Origin of the sequence: Bacillus sp. EKM206B, assembly GCF_011066015.1 — a bacterium.
GTDB classification, from domain to species: domain Bacteria; phylum Bacillota; class Bacilli; order Bacillales; family Bacillaceae; genus Bacillus; species Bacillus velezensis.
The window spans coordinates 1-15840 of record NZ_JAAMNL010000012.1 but is presented as its reverse complement, the minus strand read 5'-3'; the positions used below and the strand labels follow the sequence as shown (position 1 = coordinate 15840).

Sequence of the window (15840 nt, the reverse complement as noted above, 5' to 3'; positions counted from 1 at the left end):
CCGTATTAGTGCTGTACTGTAATATAATGTTTTAGTTCACCTGACCAATATCTTCCTCCCCATTCCTGTCCAACTTGCACATCATACTTACCTGCAGGAAGATTTTTCGTTGAAAAACTCACACGAAAATTACGTGAACCAATACGATGCAAAATATCTTTTCTGGCAATTACTTTACCTTTTTTATTTAATATAATTACTGAAAAACCATTATCTAAATCCCTAGCCAAAGTACCAGTAACCACAATGGAAGTAGCGCTTTTCGTATATGTATTAGCATCTGTTTTAAATTTAATTGTACCTTTCGAATCCATAGCTAATGCTTCTGACCCACCTGCGAAAATGGCAACTCCCAAAAGTGCTGCTGTAAACAGGGTCATTACTAACTTTTTCATCTTTAGAATTCCTCTTTTCTTTTTAATATTTTAAATCCACAGTTATAATAACATATTCTCCTAAAAAAACAGAGGTTTTTCCATATATTTCTCCTGAAAAACGAATACGTTTGATAGAAATTTATTAATATTAATGCAAATTTAAGATTCTTTTGAAAAAAATCTTGTTTATTTCATAGCTTTGAAATGTATGGTGCTCTACTCTAACTTTTCTATTCACTTGCTAAAAGGTCTAATATTTTATCAGCAAAAGCATTTGCAATAATTTCTCCCTTTTCTTCCGTATAATAAGGGACTTCCATTTGCATTGAACTCCTTAGGGCTACCCTTGCCGCTGTAATATCAGGATTCTCTCCAATCATAATATTACTCGCATTCAGTCTCGAATTATTTCATTACTATTAAATTTATTTTTATAAAATAGCTTATATCTTGAGAAAACAAGACTATTATAATACTCTTGAACTGCATTTTAAATTGACTTAGTTTTATTATTTAATAAGATCTGTGCGATGAAAACTCTTTTTGCCCGAGATAACCTTAAGTATTTACAAAATGATCTAATGTTCCCTGTGTCAGTACAATTACCACACAAAAAACTAAGGGTAAGCGATTTTTGGCAGAGTACTCAACTCTTCCCTTTACAAATTTAAATTACGCACAAGCCCCTTAATTATTTCTAATCAACATTCTATGGTTAGTGAGTTCAAATATTTCTTAATTCAAACTCTAGTTCCTCTGCCCTTTTTCAAGATCCAAACAAGTAATGCAATAAAAACGATGTTAATTATAAACGCAGAAATAACATAAGTTTCATCTGAAACGCCAATATACTTTCCTTTCGATTCTAAGAGATTCCTTACTTGCTTACCCCATAAAGATCCATTCAGCGAGCCATCGTCCGCTCCAAATGTAATTTGTGCTGTTTCCTTATTGCTGCTTGTAATATTAACACCATAAAATACTGTATACCTATTGTTATAAAAGATAGGCATATAAGAATAGTCAGAAACTAAAGGCTTTACCTTTTTGGCAGGTAATGATACGTACAAAATCGCAGAATAATTACCTATCCCTGTTTCAAACTGCTCAGCTTTAATAAACTTCGTGTTTGAAGGTAGATCAATATTATAAAAATGCTCAAAAATTTGAATATCTTCTTCCGAAAAATCTGTTAATTGGTAGTAATGCGGATCAATAATACATTTATGAAAATACCATCCATTAAACAATAAAAAACAGGCACTTATTAAAATTACTACTACTGCCTTATATAAATTCTTTAACTGTATCACAATGATATGCGCCCTCCTCATAATGCATTATAACGCTTTTCCCAAAAGTAAATCAAAACAGCGATTTACTTTTGGGAAGAATTAATTATTCAGATTTTATTTTTTGTTTAAGGCAATCTGCAAATGCTTGTGCAATTACTTGACCATCCTCTTGGGTATAATTCTTAACATTAAAATGATGTTTAAATTCCAAACAGACAGGATTGTTGGTGTTTAAATAGTACTCTGCATCCTTAGTAACTGCTTCAAATGAATTATTAAATCTGTTTTTGAAAAATTGAGAGTATCTTGTACTATAGCCGGTAGTATAGTATTCTTCAAATACCTTGTAAACTGGTTGTGAGGCAATCCCTGTTCTTGTATTCATAGCAAGGTTAACAGCGTCTACATCTCCTAATAAATCCGGAAGTCCAAATGAACCAATTTGACCTCCTATTAAATCTATTGCAGCATCATAAGTTGTTTTATAATTAGCATTATAACGGACAGTGTCTCCCCCTACTGTAATTAAATCACCTGCCCATCCTGCAAGATCTTGTATCATTCCTACAGAACTATGAATTATTGCATTAAAAGTGGCCATCATATGTGCGTTATCTAGTGTCAGTTTAGAAATTGGATCTATCAGGATTCTCTTTTCTTGTCCCTTCAATACGTCATCAGCTATTTTAACAAAATCTGAGTCAATAAAATCCGCTGTTAAAATCCACAATAAACCATCATATTCATCTTTTCTTAGATACTGGGCAACTAATTCATTTGCCTGTTGAGTAATATTCCCGACCGGATTAGGTTTATTTTCTTCCTTTTTAGTAACATAATCTACTGCTGTATTATATAAAACTTTTAATTGATCGAAGAACTTATTATTTGTCGTCGAAACATAATCGTTACTATTTTCTTTATTATAAACTATAGAATTAACGCCTTTATCCTTGCCCGATGAGATATTATTATCAATCTCTATTTTCCCAAGCCCATCCCCTATACTCCTTGTTTTAATTTGGTCAAATGCCCAATCAGTGGGAAGTGAATAGCCGCGGTTACCGCTAAATCCTGAAGACATATCACATACAAAACTACTGACTGAGTAACCTGCTGCGGCCACACGGCTACAAACATTTCTCGCGCCATAAATACCAATTTGATAACCACTATTGAGTTGGGCAAATGTCCTTTTAATTGCTTTAAAATAAGGGAGTATACGACTGGTAACCTCACCGTCAACAGCGTCGTAATCTACTGTAAAATAAATAATAGTATTTTCTTTAAAACCAAATCCCTTAGCCGCACCAATAGCTGCTCTGGCATCGAATACCCCTTGAGTTTCTGTAAAATAAGAAGCTTGAATTGAATTTCTCTCGTAAATTGGAAATACGCTAAGCCCTGCAGCAAATATAGTCTCTAATTCAGGCAACGTCATCTGATACGATCCAGTAAGGTATCTCCCAACCGTTGTATACCCGTTGGATTTCAAAGTTGCTGCTCTGGCAGCATTAATTGGTGTGGCACAATCACAAGCTGTTCCTTTCCTATCTTCGTCACCTTTGCTTACTAAAAGAGATGCCCAGGTCTGCATTCCTGCTACTCCATCGGCAGGTAATGCTGAAAACTTTTGAAAATTAATAAGTGCTGTTCTCATATTTTCATCGAAGATACCATCAAATCTTCCTGGATTACGATTATTACAGTACAAAGCATATTGTAAGAGCTTTACAAAATTAGCTTTTGTGCTACCCATTGAGATTGTCGGGCATTTTGATTTTGTAGCAGGTCCAAATGTTCCAGTTGGTTCTGCTATTCCTTCTTCGACCTGAAGTGCATAAATTAAAGCCTCATTAGTTTGTCGGGAGTATCTACCGTCACATGGATTAAGGCCAGTGACCTTATAATATTTCCGATTCAACTCTTGTTGAATATTACGAATTTTGGCATCTCCTACATTTACAAAAGCGTCCATATTTAATAACGCTTTAAAGATTATAGGAGTTGCAATTCCATCTTGATTAGACAACCCTGCATCAGTTTGAAATTTTTTTATAGCAGCCTTTGTACCATCACCATAGGTTCCTGTAAAACCAGTTGGATTATATCCCTTGCAATACAATGCACCTTGAAGAATCATAATTTGATTTCTTGTTTTTTCATTCGAAGAATTAGATTTAGTTGATAATGTAGGACATTTTGCCATAGTAGCTGGTCCAAATGTTCCAGTAGTTGACGTAATTCCTTCTTCAATTTGTAATCCTGTAATCAAAGCCTCAATCACAGGCCACCCTGTTTTTCCATTTTCATCGATTTTTACATAACCTGGCTTGTTTAAGTAAACAAGATTTACCCATTGTTGAACTTTTCGTACCATTTCATCCATTGTTTCCACTCCTTATTTTTTGTTAGTAAAGTACTTTCATTTAAAGGTGGCAAACGTATGACAAAATAAGAATATCTGCTCTTACTTCAAAAGATGCAAAGAATAAAAATCAGCAAATCGCCTATGAACATAAATCCTTTTAAAAGATTTGTAACAAAGTCATATGCCTTGATGCTAACTTGAATAAATGAGAATAATTTATTCGTAATTTGAGATGATTGATAGAAATAAAAAAAAGCCCCTCACAAATTCATTGAACTTGTGAGAGACTTCGATATGGCGTTACTCTGGAAAACCCTTATGTTAAACAGGGATCATAATTTTTTACATCATGCCGCCCATACCGCCCATGCCGCCCATGTCAGGCATTCCTGCGCCGCCGGCGTTTTCTTCCGGTTTGTCAGCGACAACCGCTTCAGTTGTTAAGAGCATTGCTGCTACAGAAGCTGCGTTTTGCAGGGCTGAACGTGTAACTTTTGTCGGGTCAACGATACCTTTTTCGATCATGTTTACCCATTCGCCAGTTGCAGCGTTGAAGCCTACGCCGATTTTTTCGTTTTTCAGGCGCTCAACGATGACAGATCCTTCAAGACCTGCATTGTGCGCGATTTGACGGATCGGCTCTTCAAGCGCGCGAAGCACGATGTTGATACCTGTTTGCGCATCGCCTTCAGCTTCCACTGCAGCGACTTTGTTGTATACGTTGACAAGCGCTGTACCACCGCCGGATACGATACCTTCTTCAACAGCTGCGCGAGTTGAGTTGAGGGCGTCTTCGATGCGAAGTTTACGCTCTTTCAGCTCAGTTTCAGTCGCAGCGCCGACTTTGATGACAGCTACGCCGCCGGCAAGTTTCGCAAGACGCTCTTGTAATTTTTCTCTGTCGAATTCAGAAGTTGTTTCTTCCACTTGAGCGCGGATTTGGTTGACGCGTGCAGCGATTTTTTCAGTGTCGCCGGCGCCTTCTACGATTGTTGTGTTTTCTTTCGTTACCACAACTTTAGAAGCGCGTCCCAATTGTCCGATTTCAGTAGATTTCAGGTCAAGGCCTAAGTCTTCTGTGATTACTTCTCCGCCTGTAAGAACAGAGATGTCTTCAAGCATTGCTTTACGGCGGTCACCGAAGCCAGGAGCTTTAACGGCAACAGCGTTGAATGTGCCGCGAAGTTTGTTGACAACGAGTGTAGCAAGCGCTTCCCCTTCAACATCTTCAGCGATCAGAAGCAATGGTTTGCCTTGCTGTACAACTTGCTCAAGCACAGGAAGGATTTCTTGGATGTTTGTGATTTTTTTGTCTGTGATTAAGATGTAAGGATTGTCAAGAACCGCTTCCATCTTATCAGAGTCAGTCACCATGTAAGGAGACGCATATCCGCGGTCGAATTGCATACCTTCAACAACTTCAAGCTCAGTTGTGAATCCTTTAGACTCTTCGATTGTGATGACGCCGTCGTTTCCTACGCGCTCCATTGCTTCAGCGATAAGGCTTCCGACTTCCTCATCAGCAGCAGAGATCGCAGCAACCTGAGCGATAGACTCTTTGCCTTCGATCGGCTTAGAAATTTCTTTTAAGTTTTCGATTGCTACAGTCACGGCTTGTTCCATACCTTTACGCACGCCGACAGGGTTAGCCCCCGCAGTTACGTTTTTAAGGCCTTCGCGGATCATAGCCTGCGCAAGTACAGTCGCAGTCGTCGTACCGTCACCGGCAACGTCGTTTGTTTTGCTGGCTACTTCAGCTACAAGCTTCGCACCCATGTTTTCAAACGCATCTTCAAGTTCAATTTCTTTTGCGATTGTCACACCGTCATTTGTAATTAACGGAGAACCGAATTTTTTCTCCAGAACCACGTTGCGTCCTTTTGGCCCTAAAGTTACTTTTACAGCGTCAGCAAGCGCATCGACACCGCGAAGCATAGCGCGGCGTGCTTCTTCACTAAACTTAATATCTTTTGCCATGTTAACGAAACCTCCTCGAATTTTTAAAAATATTTATTTGCTTAGCCGATAACAGCTAAAATGTCGCTTTCACGTAAGATTAAGTATTCAGTACCTTCGTATTTCACTTCAGTACCGGCGTATTTTGAGAAGATAATGCGGTCGCCCTCTTTTACTTCTAAAGCAACGCGCTCTCCGCTTTCCAACACGCGACCTGAACCGGCTGCCACGATTTTGCCTTCTTGCGGCTTTTCTTTTGCAGAATCCGGTAATACGATTCCGCTGGCAGTTTTTTCTTCAGATTCTACGAGTTCAATGACAACGCGATCACCTAATGGCTTTAACAATGTAATAACCTCCTCAATAGTATGAATATGTAATTTTAGCACTCAGCTCTAAAGAGTGCTAACACAGTTATTATAATAAAGAATCTCACTTCCAATTTCAAGTCATAAGAATAAAAAATTTTCACGCTTACATGATTCTCTCTCACACTGATTTTCTCCTTTTTTCACGTCAAGTTCACTTGTGTTACAATAAGAACAAATAAGTTGATTTTATAGGATAAAGGAGTACATATCATTTGAGAAAACAGTATTGGTATATCATTTTGACATATGTTATCATGCAGCTTTCCGCATTGATCGGCATTCCTTTAATGTACAAATTCGGCTATGCGGGCGGGCACCCTACGAATGCGAATCTCACCATGGCTCAGGGGATTTATTCCGTCGTAAGCTTTTTTATCTGCCTGATTATCGTTCTCTTGATTTTGAGAACCGCGCCGAAGCAGACATTAAGAAACGGGAAGAAAGCATCCGCCGGCATGTCCGTTCTCTGGGCGGTCGCGGGAATATGGCTCGCTTTATTTTCTCAGGGAATCGCCGGGATGATTGAGCAGTATGTCTTTCATGTGGGCAGCGGTTCCGAAAACACGAAAGCCATTCTCAACATTATTAAAGCCATGCCGCTCATGATTATCGTTTCTTCTATCGTCGGGCCGATTCTTGAAGAAATCATTTTCCGGAAGATCATTTTCGGTGTATTATATGAAAAAACGAATTTCTTTATCGCCGGACTGATCAGTTCCGTCATTTTCGGCATTGTGCACCAAGACCTCACGCACCTGCTGCTGTATACGGCCATGGGCTTTACCTTTGCGTTCTTGTATGTGCAGACGAAACGGATTATTGTGCCGATATTCGCCCATGTCATGATGAATACCATTGTCGTGGTCATGCAGCTCGGCCCCGCCCAAAAATATATTGAACAGCATAGTGAGCAAATGCAATTAATTATTGGAGGATTGTTTGTATGAGGAACCCAATGACTTGGGGCTTGATTTATTTCGCAGTCGGCTGTATCTTTACGTATTTGGCCGCAAGCTCTCCGGGAAGCATGTGGTCTTTTTATTCCATACTGCTGATGGTTTTCGCCGCTTATAATATCAGCATCTCGTTTAAAATGTTCGCTTTCTCATTTAAAGTGAAAAAAAATCAAAAATAAAAGAAAAGCCATTTCTCATCATTGAGAAATGGCTTTTTTATGCTGATACGTCCTGATCGGATTCACTGCTGCCGGTCTGCCTTTTCCGATATGCCGCTTTTGAGATAAGAATGCTGATCTCATATAAAATGCAAAGCGGAATGGTAATCATCAAGTGAGACAGCAGCTCAGGCGGCGCAATCATCGCGGCGATCACAAGCAGCACAAAATACGCGTACTTCCTGATCTTTGATAAAAACATCGGCGTGATCACACCGAGTCTCGTTAAAAACATGATCAGCACCGGCATCTGAAACAGCAGCCCAAACGGAATCGTCAGCTGCAGCAGAAAATGAAAGTATTCGGTAATCCCGATCACCTGGTTGACATCGAGGTCATTCGAAACCCGCTTCATAAAATCAACGACCAGCGGAAATAAAATATAATAAGAAAACGACACACCGCCGACAAACAGCACGATCGAAATCGGAATATAGCTGAGTGTTACTTTGCGCTCCTTCTCATACAGACCCGGGCTGACAAACGCCCAAATCTGATAGAGAATAATCGGCGAAGTCAAAATGATGCCGATGATAAACGCGAACTGCAAAAAGATAAACAGCGGATCCATCAGGTTAAAAGCATTAAGGGTGAGCTCTTTTACTTCATCGGCTTTTTGAAGATACACAATGATAGGTTTTGCCAGAAAAAAGCCGGCAATAAAGAAAACCGTAAAGGATAACGCCACAATCAGCAATCGTTTCCGAAGTTCGGCAATATGCTCCACAAGCGTCATTTGATTCACTCTCATACGCGTCATCCTATCTTACTGTTCTTCTTTCTTTTTTTCCTCTTCTTCACCGGCTAATCCCTTAGTAGCGTTCTTAAATTCACGAAGCGTGTCCCCCGCCGCTTTTCCTAATTCGGGAAGCTTCTTCGGACCGAAAATAATCACCGCTACCACACCGATAACCGCCAGGCTTCCAGGACCGATCATGTGCAGCTCCTCCTTTCGCTATTCAATTTCTTCCAAAACAGAATAATGCTTCAAGAAATAAACCAATGATTGAAGCTCTACAGCTAAATCTATATGATGAATTCGAATGTGATCCGGCACATTCAAACGGGCCGGCGTAAAGTTAAGGATCCCCTTGATTCCGAGCGACACGAGCCGGTCGGTGATTGACTGGGCGGCAACCGCGGGAACGGTAAGAATCGCCACGGGTTCATCCTTAATGTGAAGCTCTAAATCATTAAGATCAAAGACAGGCACACCGCCTACCTCAGTTCCTATTTTACTCTGATTCACATCAAAAGCCATAGATATTTTTGTGTTATTATTTTTTGTGAAATTATAGTGAAGAAACGCCGTCCCTAAATTCCCGACACCGATCAAAATGACGTTCGTCGTTTCATCCTGATCCAGTGTTTTTCTGAAAAATGACAGCAGGTAATCCACATTATAGCCGTATCCTTTTTTGCCGAGCGCCCCGAAATAGGAAAAATCCCGGCGGATCGTGGCCGAATCGACTTTTACCGCGTCGCTCAGTTCAGCTGATGAAACGCGCTGTTTTCCTGACGCGTGTAAATTCTTTAAAAAGCGATAATAAAGCGGCAGCCGTTTTGCCGTCGCCTGTGGAATTTTTGATTGATCCTTGTTCATGATTGGTCCTCCACTTTATACTCAGATGCATCTCTTTTAAAATCACCGTTTTTGCCTCCTGTCTTTTCCATGAGGCAGGTCGGGCCGATGACCATTCCTTTATCCAGCGCCTTGCACATGTCATAAACGGTCAAAGCGCAGACTGAAGCGGAAGTTAGCGCTTCCATTTCCACACCTGTACTCCCTTTCGTTTTTACGCTTGCCTGTATATGAAGAACGGCTTCGGAATCCTTTTCCTCCCAGCCGAATGAAATGTCGACGCTGCTTAAAGAAAGCGGGTGGCACATCGGGATAATCGCTGACGTCTGCTTTGCGGCCATAATTCCTGCCACCTGTGCGACAGCCAGCACGTCTCCTTTTCCGATCTCGCGGTTTTTGATTCTGCTGTACACGTCATGCTTCATGTGTACGCTGGATATCGCAGCGGCAGTACGGACTGTTGAAGATTTATCGCTTATATCCACCATGCGGGCACGGCCTTCTTCATTAAAATGAGAAAATCCATTCATATTTAAACTCTCCTTACTTCTGATCATACACTATTTTCTCCCTGATGTCTTATCCTATAATGTTCCAATTCTGATGTATTGTTTGCTGACAGCAGGTTGATAAGCTACACTTAACTTATTATAACAGAGGTGAAATAATATGATGATCTTACAAATTAATCAGCTATCCAAATCTTTTGGCGCTGATCCTATTTTAAACAATATAAAGCTTGAAGTCAGATCTCGGGATCGCATCGCCATAGTAGGCAGAAACGGAGCCGGCAAATCAACTCTCCTTAAAATTATCGCAGGTCACCTTTCATATGAAAAGGGTGAATTAATCAAACCGAAAGAATTAACGATGGGATATCTCGCCCAGCACACAGGCTTGGAATCCCAGCTTACCATAAAAGAAGAACTGCTGAGCGTTTTTGATTTCCTGAAAGCAATGGAAAAAGAAATGCGCTCTATTGAAGAAAAGATGGCCACGGCCGCCCCCGCGGAGCTTGAGACGCTGATGAAAACCTATGACAGGCTTCAGCAGGATTTCAAGGATAAAGGCGGCTATCAATATGAAGCGGATGTCCGATCTATCCTTCACGGCCTCGGCTTCGGAAAATTTGACGATTCCGTGAAAGTGCAAAGCCTGAGCGGCGGTCAGAAAACAAGACTTGCGCTCGGAAAACTGCTGCTGACCCAGCCTGATCTCCTTATTCTGGATGAACCGACGAACCATCTCGACATCGATACGCTTACATGGCTTGAGCATTATTTACAGGGATATTCAGGCGCCATCCTGATCGTTTCCCACGACAGATACTTTCTTGATAAAGTCGTCAGCCAAGTGTACGAGGTCTCACGGACAGAAAGCAAAAAATACCTCGGCAACTACAGCGCCTATTTAGAACAAAAAGCTGAGCAGTATGAGAAAGACCTGAAGCTGTATGAAAAACAGCAAGACGAAATCGCCAAGCTTCAAGATTTTGTCGACCGCAATCTGGCCAGAGCTTCTACAACGAAAAGAGCCCAAAGCAGACGAAAACAGCTTGAACGGATGGACGTCATGGCAAAGCCGCTCGGGGATGAAAAATCAGCCGCCTTCCGTTTTGACATTACAAAACAGAGCGGAAACGACGTCCTGCGCGTACAGGATGTTTCCATCAGCTATGACGGCCAGCCGCCGCTCTTGAAAAACCTGACCTTCGGCATTACAAGAGGCGAAAGCGCCGCCCTCGTCGGACCGAACGGAATCGGCAAATCAACCTTGCTGAAAACCATTATGAACACGCTCAGCCCCGAATCCGGATCGATCACGTACGGTTCCAATGTCACAATCGGCTATTATGATCAGGAGCAGGCTGAACTGACCTCGTCCAAACGCGTGTTGGACGAGCTGTGGGATGAATATCCGGACATGCCGGAAAAAGAGATCAGAACATGCCTCGGCAACTTCCTGTTCAGCGGAGACGATGTCCTGAAACCGGTCCGCTCGTTAAGCGGCGGTGAGAAAGCAAGAGTCGCGCTTGCCAAGCTGATGCTGCAAAAAGCAAACTTTCTCATCCTTGATGAACCGACAAACCACCTTGATCTGGACAGTAAAGAAGTGCTGGAAAACGCCCTGATCGACTATCCGGGAACACTGTTATTTGTATCGCATGACCGCTACTTTATTAACAGGATCGCCACAAGGGTGCTGGAGCTGTCTCCGGATCATGCAGAAGAATATTTGGGTGACTATGACTATTACACCGAGAAAAAAGCCCAGCAGCTGGAACTGGAAGAAATGAAGCGGCAGGAAAAGGAGCAGGCTCAGCCTGCCGGCAAGGTCAAACAGGATACGAAAAGAACTTACGAGGAAGAAAAAGAATGGAAGAAGAAAGAACGGCAGCGCCTGAGACGCATTGAAGAAATTGAAGCAGCCGTCTCATCCGCCGAAGAGAAAATCAGCGCCAATGAGGAGCTGCTGTGCGATCCTGACGTGTATCAGGATCATGAAAAGGTACAGACCATTCACGCGGAGAATGAAGCTCTGAATCATGAGCTCGAAAACTTATTAGCAGAATGGGAGGAACTCTCCTCAGAAGAATAGAAAAAGTCAAGCACCTCTTTAAGGGGTGCTTTTTTATCCACAGCTATCCTCCTTGTCAGCCATGTAAGTAAGCGTGTTATACACACTATCCACAAAATTTTCTGACTTTATCTACTTTACTAACAACTTACAGCCCCTTATCCAGCCTGGATTTCTGGATATATTCACAATCCTGTGGATATGTTAGAATTATCTGTTAATAAGTAAAAAAAGCCTCACGTTTTACAACGTGAGACGATCAAAAGATGTTAATTCCAAACCGGGCTGTCCGTTCATATCATATGAGCCCCGAATCCCCTTTTCAAAAGCAACGGTTCCGGCAGCCGCAATCATCGCTGCATTGTCCGTACATAAGGAAAGCGGCGGGATGACAAGCTCGGGATCTCCCGAATGGCTGAATTCCTGCTGCAGTGCGGCTCTCAGCCCTTTGTTAGCGGCTACGCCCCCTGCCAGCAGCACTTGTTTAACCCCGTATTCTTTCGCGGCCTTAGAGGTTTTTGCCGTCAGTACATCAATGACACTCTGCTGAAAGCTTGCGGCAAGATCCTCCGGAGGAATCACCTCATTTTTTTGCGAGGCGTTATGAAGCGTGTTAATCACGGCTGATTTTAGGCCGCTGAAGCTGAAATTGTAAGACCCTTCTTCCAGCCACGCACGCGGAAGCGGAATGGAATCCGTTCCCACAGCAGCCAGCTTATCAATCTGCGGCCCTCCCGGATAAGGAAGCCCCATTGTTCTTGCCACTTTGTCGTAAGCTTCGCCTGCGGCATCATCCAGCGTTTCACCGATAACCTCGAATGAACCGTGCTCTTTCATATAAACCAATTCCGTATGTCCGCCTGACACAACCAAAGCAAGCGCCGGGAATTGAAGCTCTCCTATCAGCCTGTTTGCATAAATATGGCCCGCGATGTGATGGACGCCGACTAGCGGTATTTGATGGGCAAAGCTTAACGCCTTTGCCGCATTGACTCCGATTAACAGGGCTCCGACAAGTCCGGGTCCTTCCGTTACGGCAATCGCATCAAGGTCATCAAAGCCCATCTCCGCTTTTGAAAGAGCTTCCTCAATCACAAGGGTAATCTGCTCCACATGATGTCTGGACGCTATTTCAGGCACGACCCCGCCGAAACGTTTATGGCTTTCAATTTGAGAAGCGACAACGTTTGAAATAATTTCATTCCCGTTTTTTACGACCGAGGCCGCTGTTTCATCACAGCTTGTTTCGATTCCTAATACATAAATATCTTGTTTTTCACTCATGTAATGTCACCCACATTAATAACGCATCTTCTCCGTTATCTGTATAGTATTGTTTTCTGATTCCTCCGGCCTGAAGACCGAATTTTTTATATAAGGATTGGGCGGGATGATTTGAGACCCTGACTTCGAGAGAGAGCCTTCTTGCCTTTTTTTCTCTGCACAATTCTATCGCAGAGCGAAACAGCGCTTCTCCCAATGATTGGCCCCGATATTCCGGCTTAATGGCTATGTTCGTAATCTGCGCGTCATCTATAATAATCCAGATTCCGCAATACCCCGCCAGACAGCCGTCCTTTTCAATGACAAGGTAGTGGGCATACGGATTTTCCAAAAGCTCATGATAAAATGAATCCTTCGTCCACGGAGAAGTAAAGGATGCTGTTTCAATTTCATAAATTTGATCAATATCTTCCGGACGCATGCTTCGAATCGCCGTTTTCGTTTTCATCCCTATCACCCTATTTTTGAGATTCCATCCATTTCGCTTCAGCCTCTGCCAGACGCAAATAATCCGGAACAAGGCTGTGGACATCCGCTTCCTCTTTTTCTAAGCCTAAAAACGCCAGCTCTGACGGCCGCGGATTATGCTGTGCAGCCGTTCCAATCACTGCTTGAGATGTCAATTCATGCAGAATGGTTTCTTCATGAATGGCTGTATCGTGTCCTAAAAATAAAACCGGAGACGCTTTTTCTTTCAGCATGCCGAGCCAGTCAGTCAAAAGGACATTCTGATCTGGAAGAACGGATTGTAATCGGCCGTCCTGATATTTATAAAGTCCCGTATATACCTGTCCGCGCCGGGCATCAAATAACGGGCAGATCAGTCCTTGAAAGTGCCGTCCGTTAGCCGCCAGCACCTCCAGACTCGAGACAGCGGAAACCGGAAGCTTCAGCGACCATGCCAATGTTTTTGCCAGCGTCACACCGATTCTGACACCTGTGTACGATCCCGGTCCTTTCGCCACCGCTATTTTCGTAAGGTCCTGCGGTGTTAGGCCGCAATCCTTCAGCAATGAATTGACAGCAGGCATGGCCCGCACGGAATGATTCTTTTTTAAATATGTAATATACTCCGCCATCACCGTTTTGTCACGAACGAGCGCGGCACCCAACGTGTAATTTGACGTATCAATTGCCAGTATTGTCATGTTTATTTATCTCCTCACAAAGCGTTTCATACCGTGTTCCGCAAGCCGTAAAGGTAATGTCCCTTGCCTCATCACCGGCTCTTGTGATGACGATCTGCAGCCGTTCAGCAGGCAGCTGATCCTGAATTAAATGAGCCCATTCAATTAAACAGACGCCTTGTCCCTCAAAATATTCTTCAAGCCCTAAGTCTTCGCTTTCATCCTCCATACGATACACATCCATATGATATAGAGGAAGCGAACCGTCATGGTATTCTTTTATAATTGTAAAAGTCGGGCTGTTTACCACTCTCGTGATTCCCAGTCCTTCGGCAAAACCCTTTGTAAAAGTCGTTTTTCCCGCGCCTAAGTCGCCTTCCAGTGTCAAAATGTCTCCCGGCTTTGCCAAAGAAGCGGCAAGCTTGGCTACGGCTTTCGTTTCTTCGGGGTTTTTCGTTCTCCATTGTAATGTCTTCAAAGTGAGTCACCCGTCTTATTTAAAATGATTGTATCCTTTTTTCTCAAGGACGATTTGTCTCTGATCATTGGCTGTCAAAAGAACACATGCTTCCTTCCGTTCAGACACCGCTCCTATCTTCGCAATCGGAATGCCCGATTGAGTGCAGTAATCAAGCAAAGAAATCCACTCTTGCTGAGAAACCGTTCCAACCAATTCAAAATCTTCACCGCCGAATAACACCCATTTCTTCCACTCAGAATCTGCCTCAGGCAAATCCGGATGCACCGGCAGAAGTTGTTCTTCAATTTCTATCGTAACTGAACTTGCCTCAGCTATTTCATGCAGCTCACTGGCCAATCCGTCACTGATATCATTCAGAGCCGCGCGCTGAAGCTGAGAGCAGAAGCGGCCGACCTGAACTCTCGGAACGGGCCGTTTATGTTTTCGGATAAAATAATCACTCGTATGAAAAGCAGAAGGGAGTGTTTCTCCCAACAAAAGAGACAGTCCTGCTGCGGACGAGCCGATATCCCCCGTAACAAACACAACATCCCCGGGTCTTGCCGAGCTTCGCAGACAAGCGCGATCCTTCTCAACTTCTCCGATGACAGTAACGGTTATTACGGCTTGACCGGAAGCGGAGACGGTATCTCCCCCGATCAAATCCATTTGATATAGTTTCGCCAGTTCCGCCATTCCTTCATACATTGCCTGGACGTCAGCTTTCTGCCAGCAAGAAGGAACCGCTAGAGAAACCAAATAAAACTTCGAAATGCCTCCCATCGCCGCCACGTCACTAATGTTAACAGCAAGCGCCTTATAACCGATATCATGAGGAGAGGAATACTCTAATTTAAAATGGACATTCTCCACCATTGTATCAAGGCAGACAATTTGCTGCATATGGGGTGATGCTGTATAAACCGCACCATCATCACCGATCCCTACATCGACGGAAGGATGATAATGCGAATGCGGCGTAATACTGTGAATCAAATCAAACTCATCCATATATCTCCCGTCTCCCTTTATGACGCTCTTGTGAAATACAGCTCTTTCTAGTGTATCGGATTATGTTTCAATATCCAAGACTTTAACGATATAAAAGAAAGCTTGGTTAGATACCAAGCTGCCAGCATTTAAAAGAAAACACAAAAAAAACGAAAACATGATCGTTTCGTTTACAATAAAAATGGCGGTCCGGACGGGACTCGAACCCGCGACCTCCTGCGTGACAGGCAGGCATTCTAACCAACTGAACTACCG

General features: G+C 42.7%; 17 protein-coding genes. 3 read left to right on the top strand and 14 right to left on the bottom strand.

Annotated features, from left to right (window positions below):
• Positions 1-5 precede the first annotated feature (5 nt).
• The 5 genes from G9F50_RS17600 to groES all read right to left on the bottom strand — a co-directional run bounded on the left by G9F50_RS17600 (position 6) and on the right by groES (position 6346).
• Positions 6-395 (bottom strand): hypothetical protein, encoded by a 390-nt coding sequence (locus tag G9F50_RS17600; protein WP_007408864.1) that lies wholly within the window; start codon positions 393-395, stop codon positions 6-8.
• A 722-nt stretch (positions 396-1117) separates the two neighbouring features.
• On the bottom strand, positions 1118-1690 hold the full coding sequence (locus G9F50_RS17595; RefSeq protein WP_172587000.1) for a hypothetical protein: 573 nt from the start codon (positions 1688-1690) through the stop codon (positions 1118-1120).
• A gap of 85 nt (positions 1691-1775) precedes the next feature.
• A complete protein-coding gene (locus tag G9F50_RS17590; RefSeq protein ID WP_060562939.1) occupies positions 1776-4061 on the bottom strand; it encodes a glycoside hydrolase domain-containing protein in 2286 nt (761 codons plus the stop codon).
• Positions 4062-4385: 324 nt separating this feature from the next.
• Positions 4386-6020 (bottom strand): chaperonin GroEL, encoded by a 1635-nt coding sequence (gene groL, locus G9F50_RS17585; RefSeq protein ID WP_003155941.1) that lies wholly within the window; start codon positions 6018-6020, stop codon positions 4386-4388.
• A 41-nt stretch (positions 6021-6061) separates the two neighbouring features.
• Positions 6062-6346: a co-chaperone GroES gene (gene groES, locus G9F50_RS17580; RefSeq protein WP_003155970.1), complete on the bottom strand. Its 285-nt coding sequence runs from the start codon at positions 6344-6346 to the stop codon at positions 6062-6064.
• Between the two features lie 236 nt (positions 6347-6582).
• Between groES and G9F50_RS17575 the strand changes: the two genes are divergently transcribed.
• Both G9F50_RS17575 and G9F50_RS17570 read left to right on the top strand, forming a co-directional pair.
• Positions 6583-7317, top strand: a complete 735-nt coding sequence (locus G9F50_RS17575) for a CPBP family intramembrane glutamic endopeptidase (protein ID WP_003155972.1) — start codon at positions 6583-6585, stop codon at positions 7315-7317.
• Positions 7314-7505: a YdiK family protein gene (locus G9F50_RS17570; protein ID WP_003155975.1), complete on the top strand. Its 192-nt coding sequence runs from the start codon at positions 7314-7316 to the stop codon at positions 7503-7505. The genes G9F50_RS17575 and G9F50_RS17570 overlap by 4 nt, the downstream gene beginning before the upstream one ends.
• A 37-nt stretch (positions 7506-7542) precedes the next feature.
• On the opposite strand, the gene tatC is transcribed toward G9F50_RS17570, so the two are convergent.
• Genes tatC through moaC form a run of 4 tightly spaced genes read right to left on the bottom strand, consistent with a single transcriptional unit; the run spans position 7543 to position 9656 of the window.
• Positions 7543-8304 (bottom strand): twin-arginine translocase subunit TatC, encoded by a 762-nt coding sequence (gene tatC / locus G9F50_RS17565; RefSeq protein ID WP_101536304.1) that lies wholly within the window; start codon positions 8302-8304, stop codon positions 7543-7545.
• A gap of 6 nt (positions 8305-8310) precedes the next feature.
• Complete coding sequence (locus G9F50_RS17560) at positions 8311-8481, bottom strand: twin-arginine translocase TatA/TatE family subunit (RefSeq protein ID WP_003155981.1); 171 nt, start codon at positions 8479-8481, stop codon at positions 8311-8313.
• An 18-nt stretch (positions 8482-8499) separates the two neighbouring features.
• A complete protein-coding gene (locus tag G9F50_RS17555) occupies positions 8500-9147 on the bottom strand; it encodes a redox-sensing transcriptional repressor Rex (protein ID WP_003155984.1) in 648 nt (215 codons plus the stop codon).
• Positions 9144-9656: a cyclic pyranopterin monophosphate synthase MoaC gene (moaC, locus tag G9F50_RS17550; protein WP_003155986.1), complete on the bottom strand. Its 513-nt coding sequence runs from the start codon at positions 9654-9656 to the stop codon at positions 9144-9146. The genes G9F50_RS17555 and moaC overlap by 4 nt, the downstream gene beginning before the upstream one ends.
• Before the next feature lie 139 nt (positions 9657-9795).
• Here moaC and G9F50_RS17545 point away from each other — a divergent pair, with 139 nt between their 5' ends.
• Complete coding sequence (locus G9F50_RS17545; protein WP_043021609.1) at positions 9796-11724, top strand: ABC-F family ATP-binding cassette domain-containing protein; 1929 nt, start codon at positions 9796-9798, stop codon at positions 11722-11724.
• Between the two features lie 222 nt (positions 11725-11946).
• On the opposite strand, the gene tsaD is transcribed toward G9F50_RS17545, so the two are convergent.
• The 5 genes from tsaD to thiL are packed head-to-tail and all read right to left on the bottom strand — an operon-like array spanning position 11947 to position 15585.
• Positions 11947-12987 carry a tRNA (adenosine(37)-N6)-threonylcarbamoyltransferase complex transferase subunit TsaD gene (tsaD, locus tag G9F50_RS17540; protein WP_020955419.1) on the bottom strand — a complete coding sequence of 347 codons (1041 nt, stop codon included), beginning with the start codon at positions 12985-12987 and terminating at the stop codon, positions 11947-11949.
• A complete protein-coding gene (rimI, locus tag G9F50_RS17535) occupies positions 12980-13435 on the bottom strand; it encodes a ribosomal protein S18-alanine N-acetyltransferase (protein WP_003155993.1) in 456 nt (151 codons plus the stop codon). Before rimI ends, tsaD begins: the two co-directional genes overlap by 8 nt.
• Positions 13436-13445: 10 nt before the next feature.
• A complete protein-coding gene (gene tsaB, locus G9F50_RS17530) occupies positions 13446-14135 on the bottom strand; it encodes a tRNA (adenosine(37)-N6)-threonylcarbamoyltransferase complex dimerization subunit type 1 TsaB (protein ID WP_060562937.1) in 690 nt (229 codons plus the stop codon).
• Entirely contained in the window at positions 14116-14592 is a 477-nt protein-coding gene (gene tsaE / locus G9F50_RS17525; RefSeq protein WP_007408853.1) for a tRNA (adenosine(37)-N6)-threonylcarbamoyltransferase complex ATPase subunit type 1 TsaE, read from the bottom strand. Before tsaE ends, tsaB begins: the two co-directional genes overlap by 20 nt.
• A gap of 15 nt (positions 14593-14607) precedes the next feature.
• Positions 14608-15585 carry a thiamine-phosphate kinase gene (gene thiL / locus G9F50_RS17520; protein ID WP_060562936.1) on the bottom strand — a complete coding sequence of 326 codons (978 nt, stop codon included), beginning with the start codon at positions 15583-15585 and terminating at the stop codon, positions 14608-14610.
• Positions 15586-15840: the final 255 nt, after the last annotated feature.

Excerpts from the sequence above, each read along its gene's own strand:
- G9F50_RS17600 (WP_007408864.1), bottom strand. The coding sequence starts at position 395 with ATGAAAAAGTTAGTAATGACCCTGTTTACAGCAGCACTTTTGGGAGTT.
- G9F50_RS17590 (WP_060562939.1), bottom strand. The coding sequence starts at position 4,061 with ATGGATGAAATGGTACGAAAAGTTCAACAATGGGTAAATCTTGTTTAC.
- groL (WP_003155941.1), bottom strand. The coding sequence starts at position 6,020 with ATGGCAAAAGATATTAAGTTTAGTGAAGAAGCACGCCGCGCTATGCTT.
- G9F50_RS17570 (WP_003155975.1), top strand. The coding sequence starts at position 7,314 with ATGAGGAACCCAATGACTTGGGGCTTGATTTATTTCGCAGTCGGCTGT.
- tatC (WP_101536304.1), bottom strand. The coding sequence starts at position 8,304 with ATGACGCGTATGAGAGTGAATCAAATGACGCTTGTGGAGCATATTGCC.
- G9F50_RS17560 (WP_003155981.1), bottom strand. The coding sequence starts at position 8,481 with ATGATCGGTCCTGGAAGCCTGGCGGTTATCGGTGTGGTAGCGGTGATT.
- G9F50_RS17555 (WP_003155984.1), bottom strand. The coding sequence starts at position 9,147 with ATGAACAAGGATCAATCAAAAATTCCACAGGCGACGGCAAAACGGCTG.
- moaC (WP_003155986.1), bottom strand. The coding sequence starts at position 9,656 with ATGAATGGATTTTCTCATTTTAATGAAGAAGGCCGTGCCCGCATGGTG.
- G9F50_RS17545 (WP_043021609.1), top strand. The coding sequence starts at position 9,796 with ATGATGATCTTACAAATTAATCAGCTATCCAAATCTTTTGGCGCTGAT.
- tsaD (WP_020955419.1), bottom strand. The coding sequence starts at position 12,987 with ATGAGTGAAAAACAAGATATTTATGTATTAGGAATCGAAACAAGCTGT.
- rimI (WP_003155993.1), bottom strand. The coding sequence starts at position 13,435 with ATGAAAACGAAAACGGCGATTCGAAGCATGCGTCCGGAAGATATTGAT.
- tsaB (WP_060562937.1), bottom strand. The coding sequence starts at position 14,135 with ATGACAATACTGGCAATTGATACGTCAAATTACACGTTGGGTGCCGCG.
- thiL (WP_060562936.1), bottom strand. The coding sequence starts at position 15,585 with ATGGATGAGTTTGATTTGATTCACAGTATTACGCCGCATTCGCATTAT.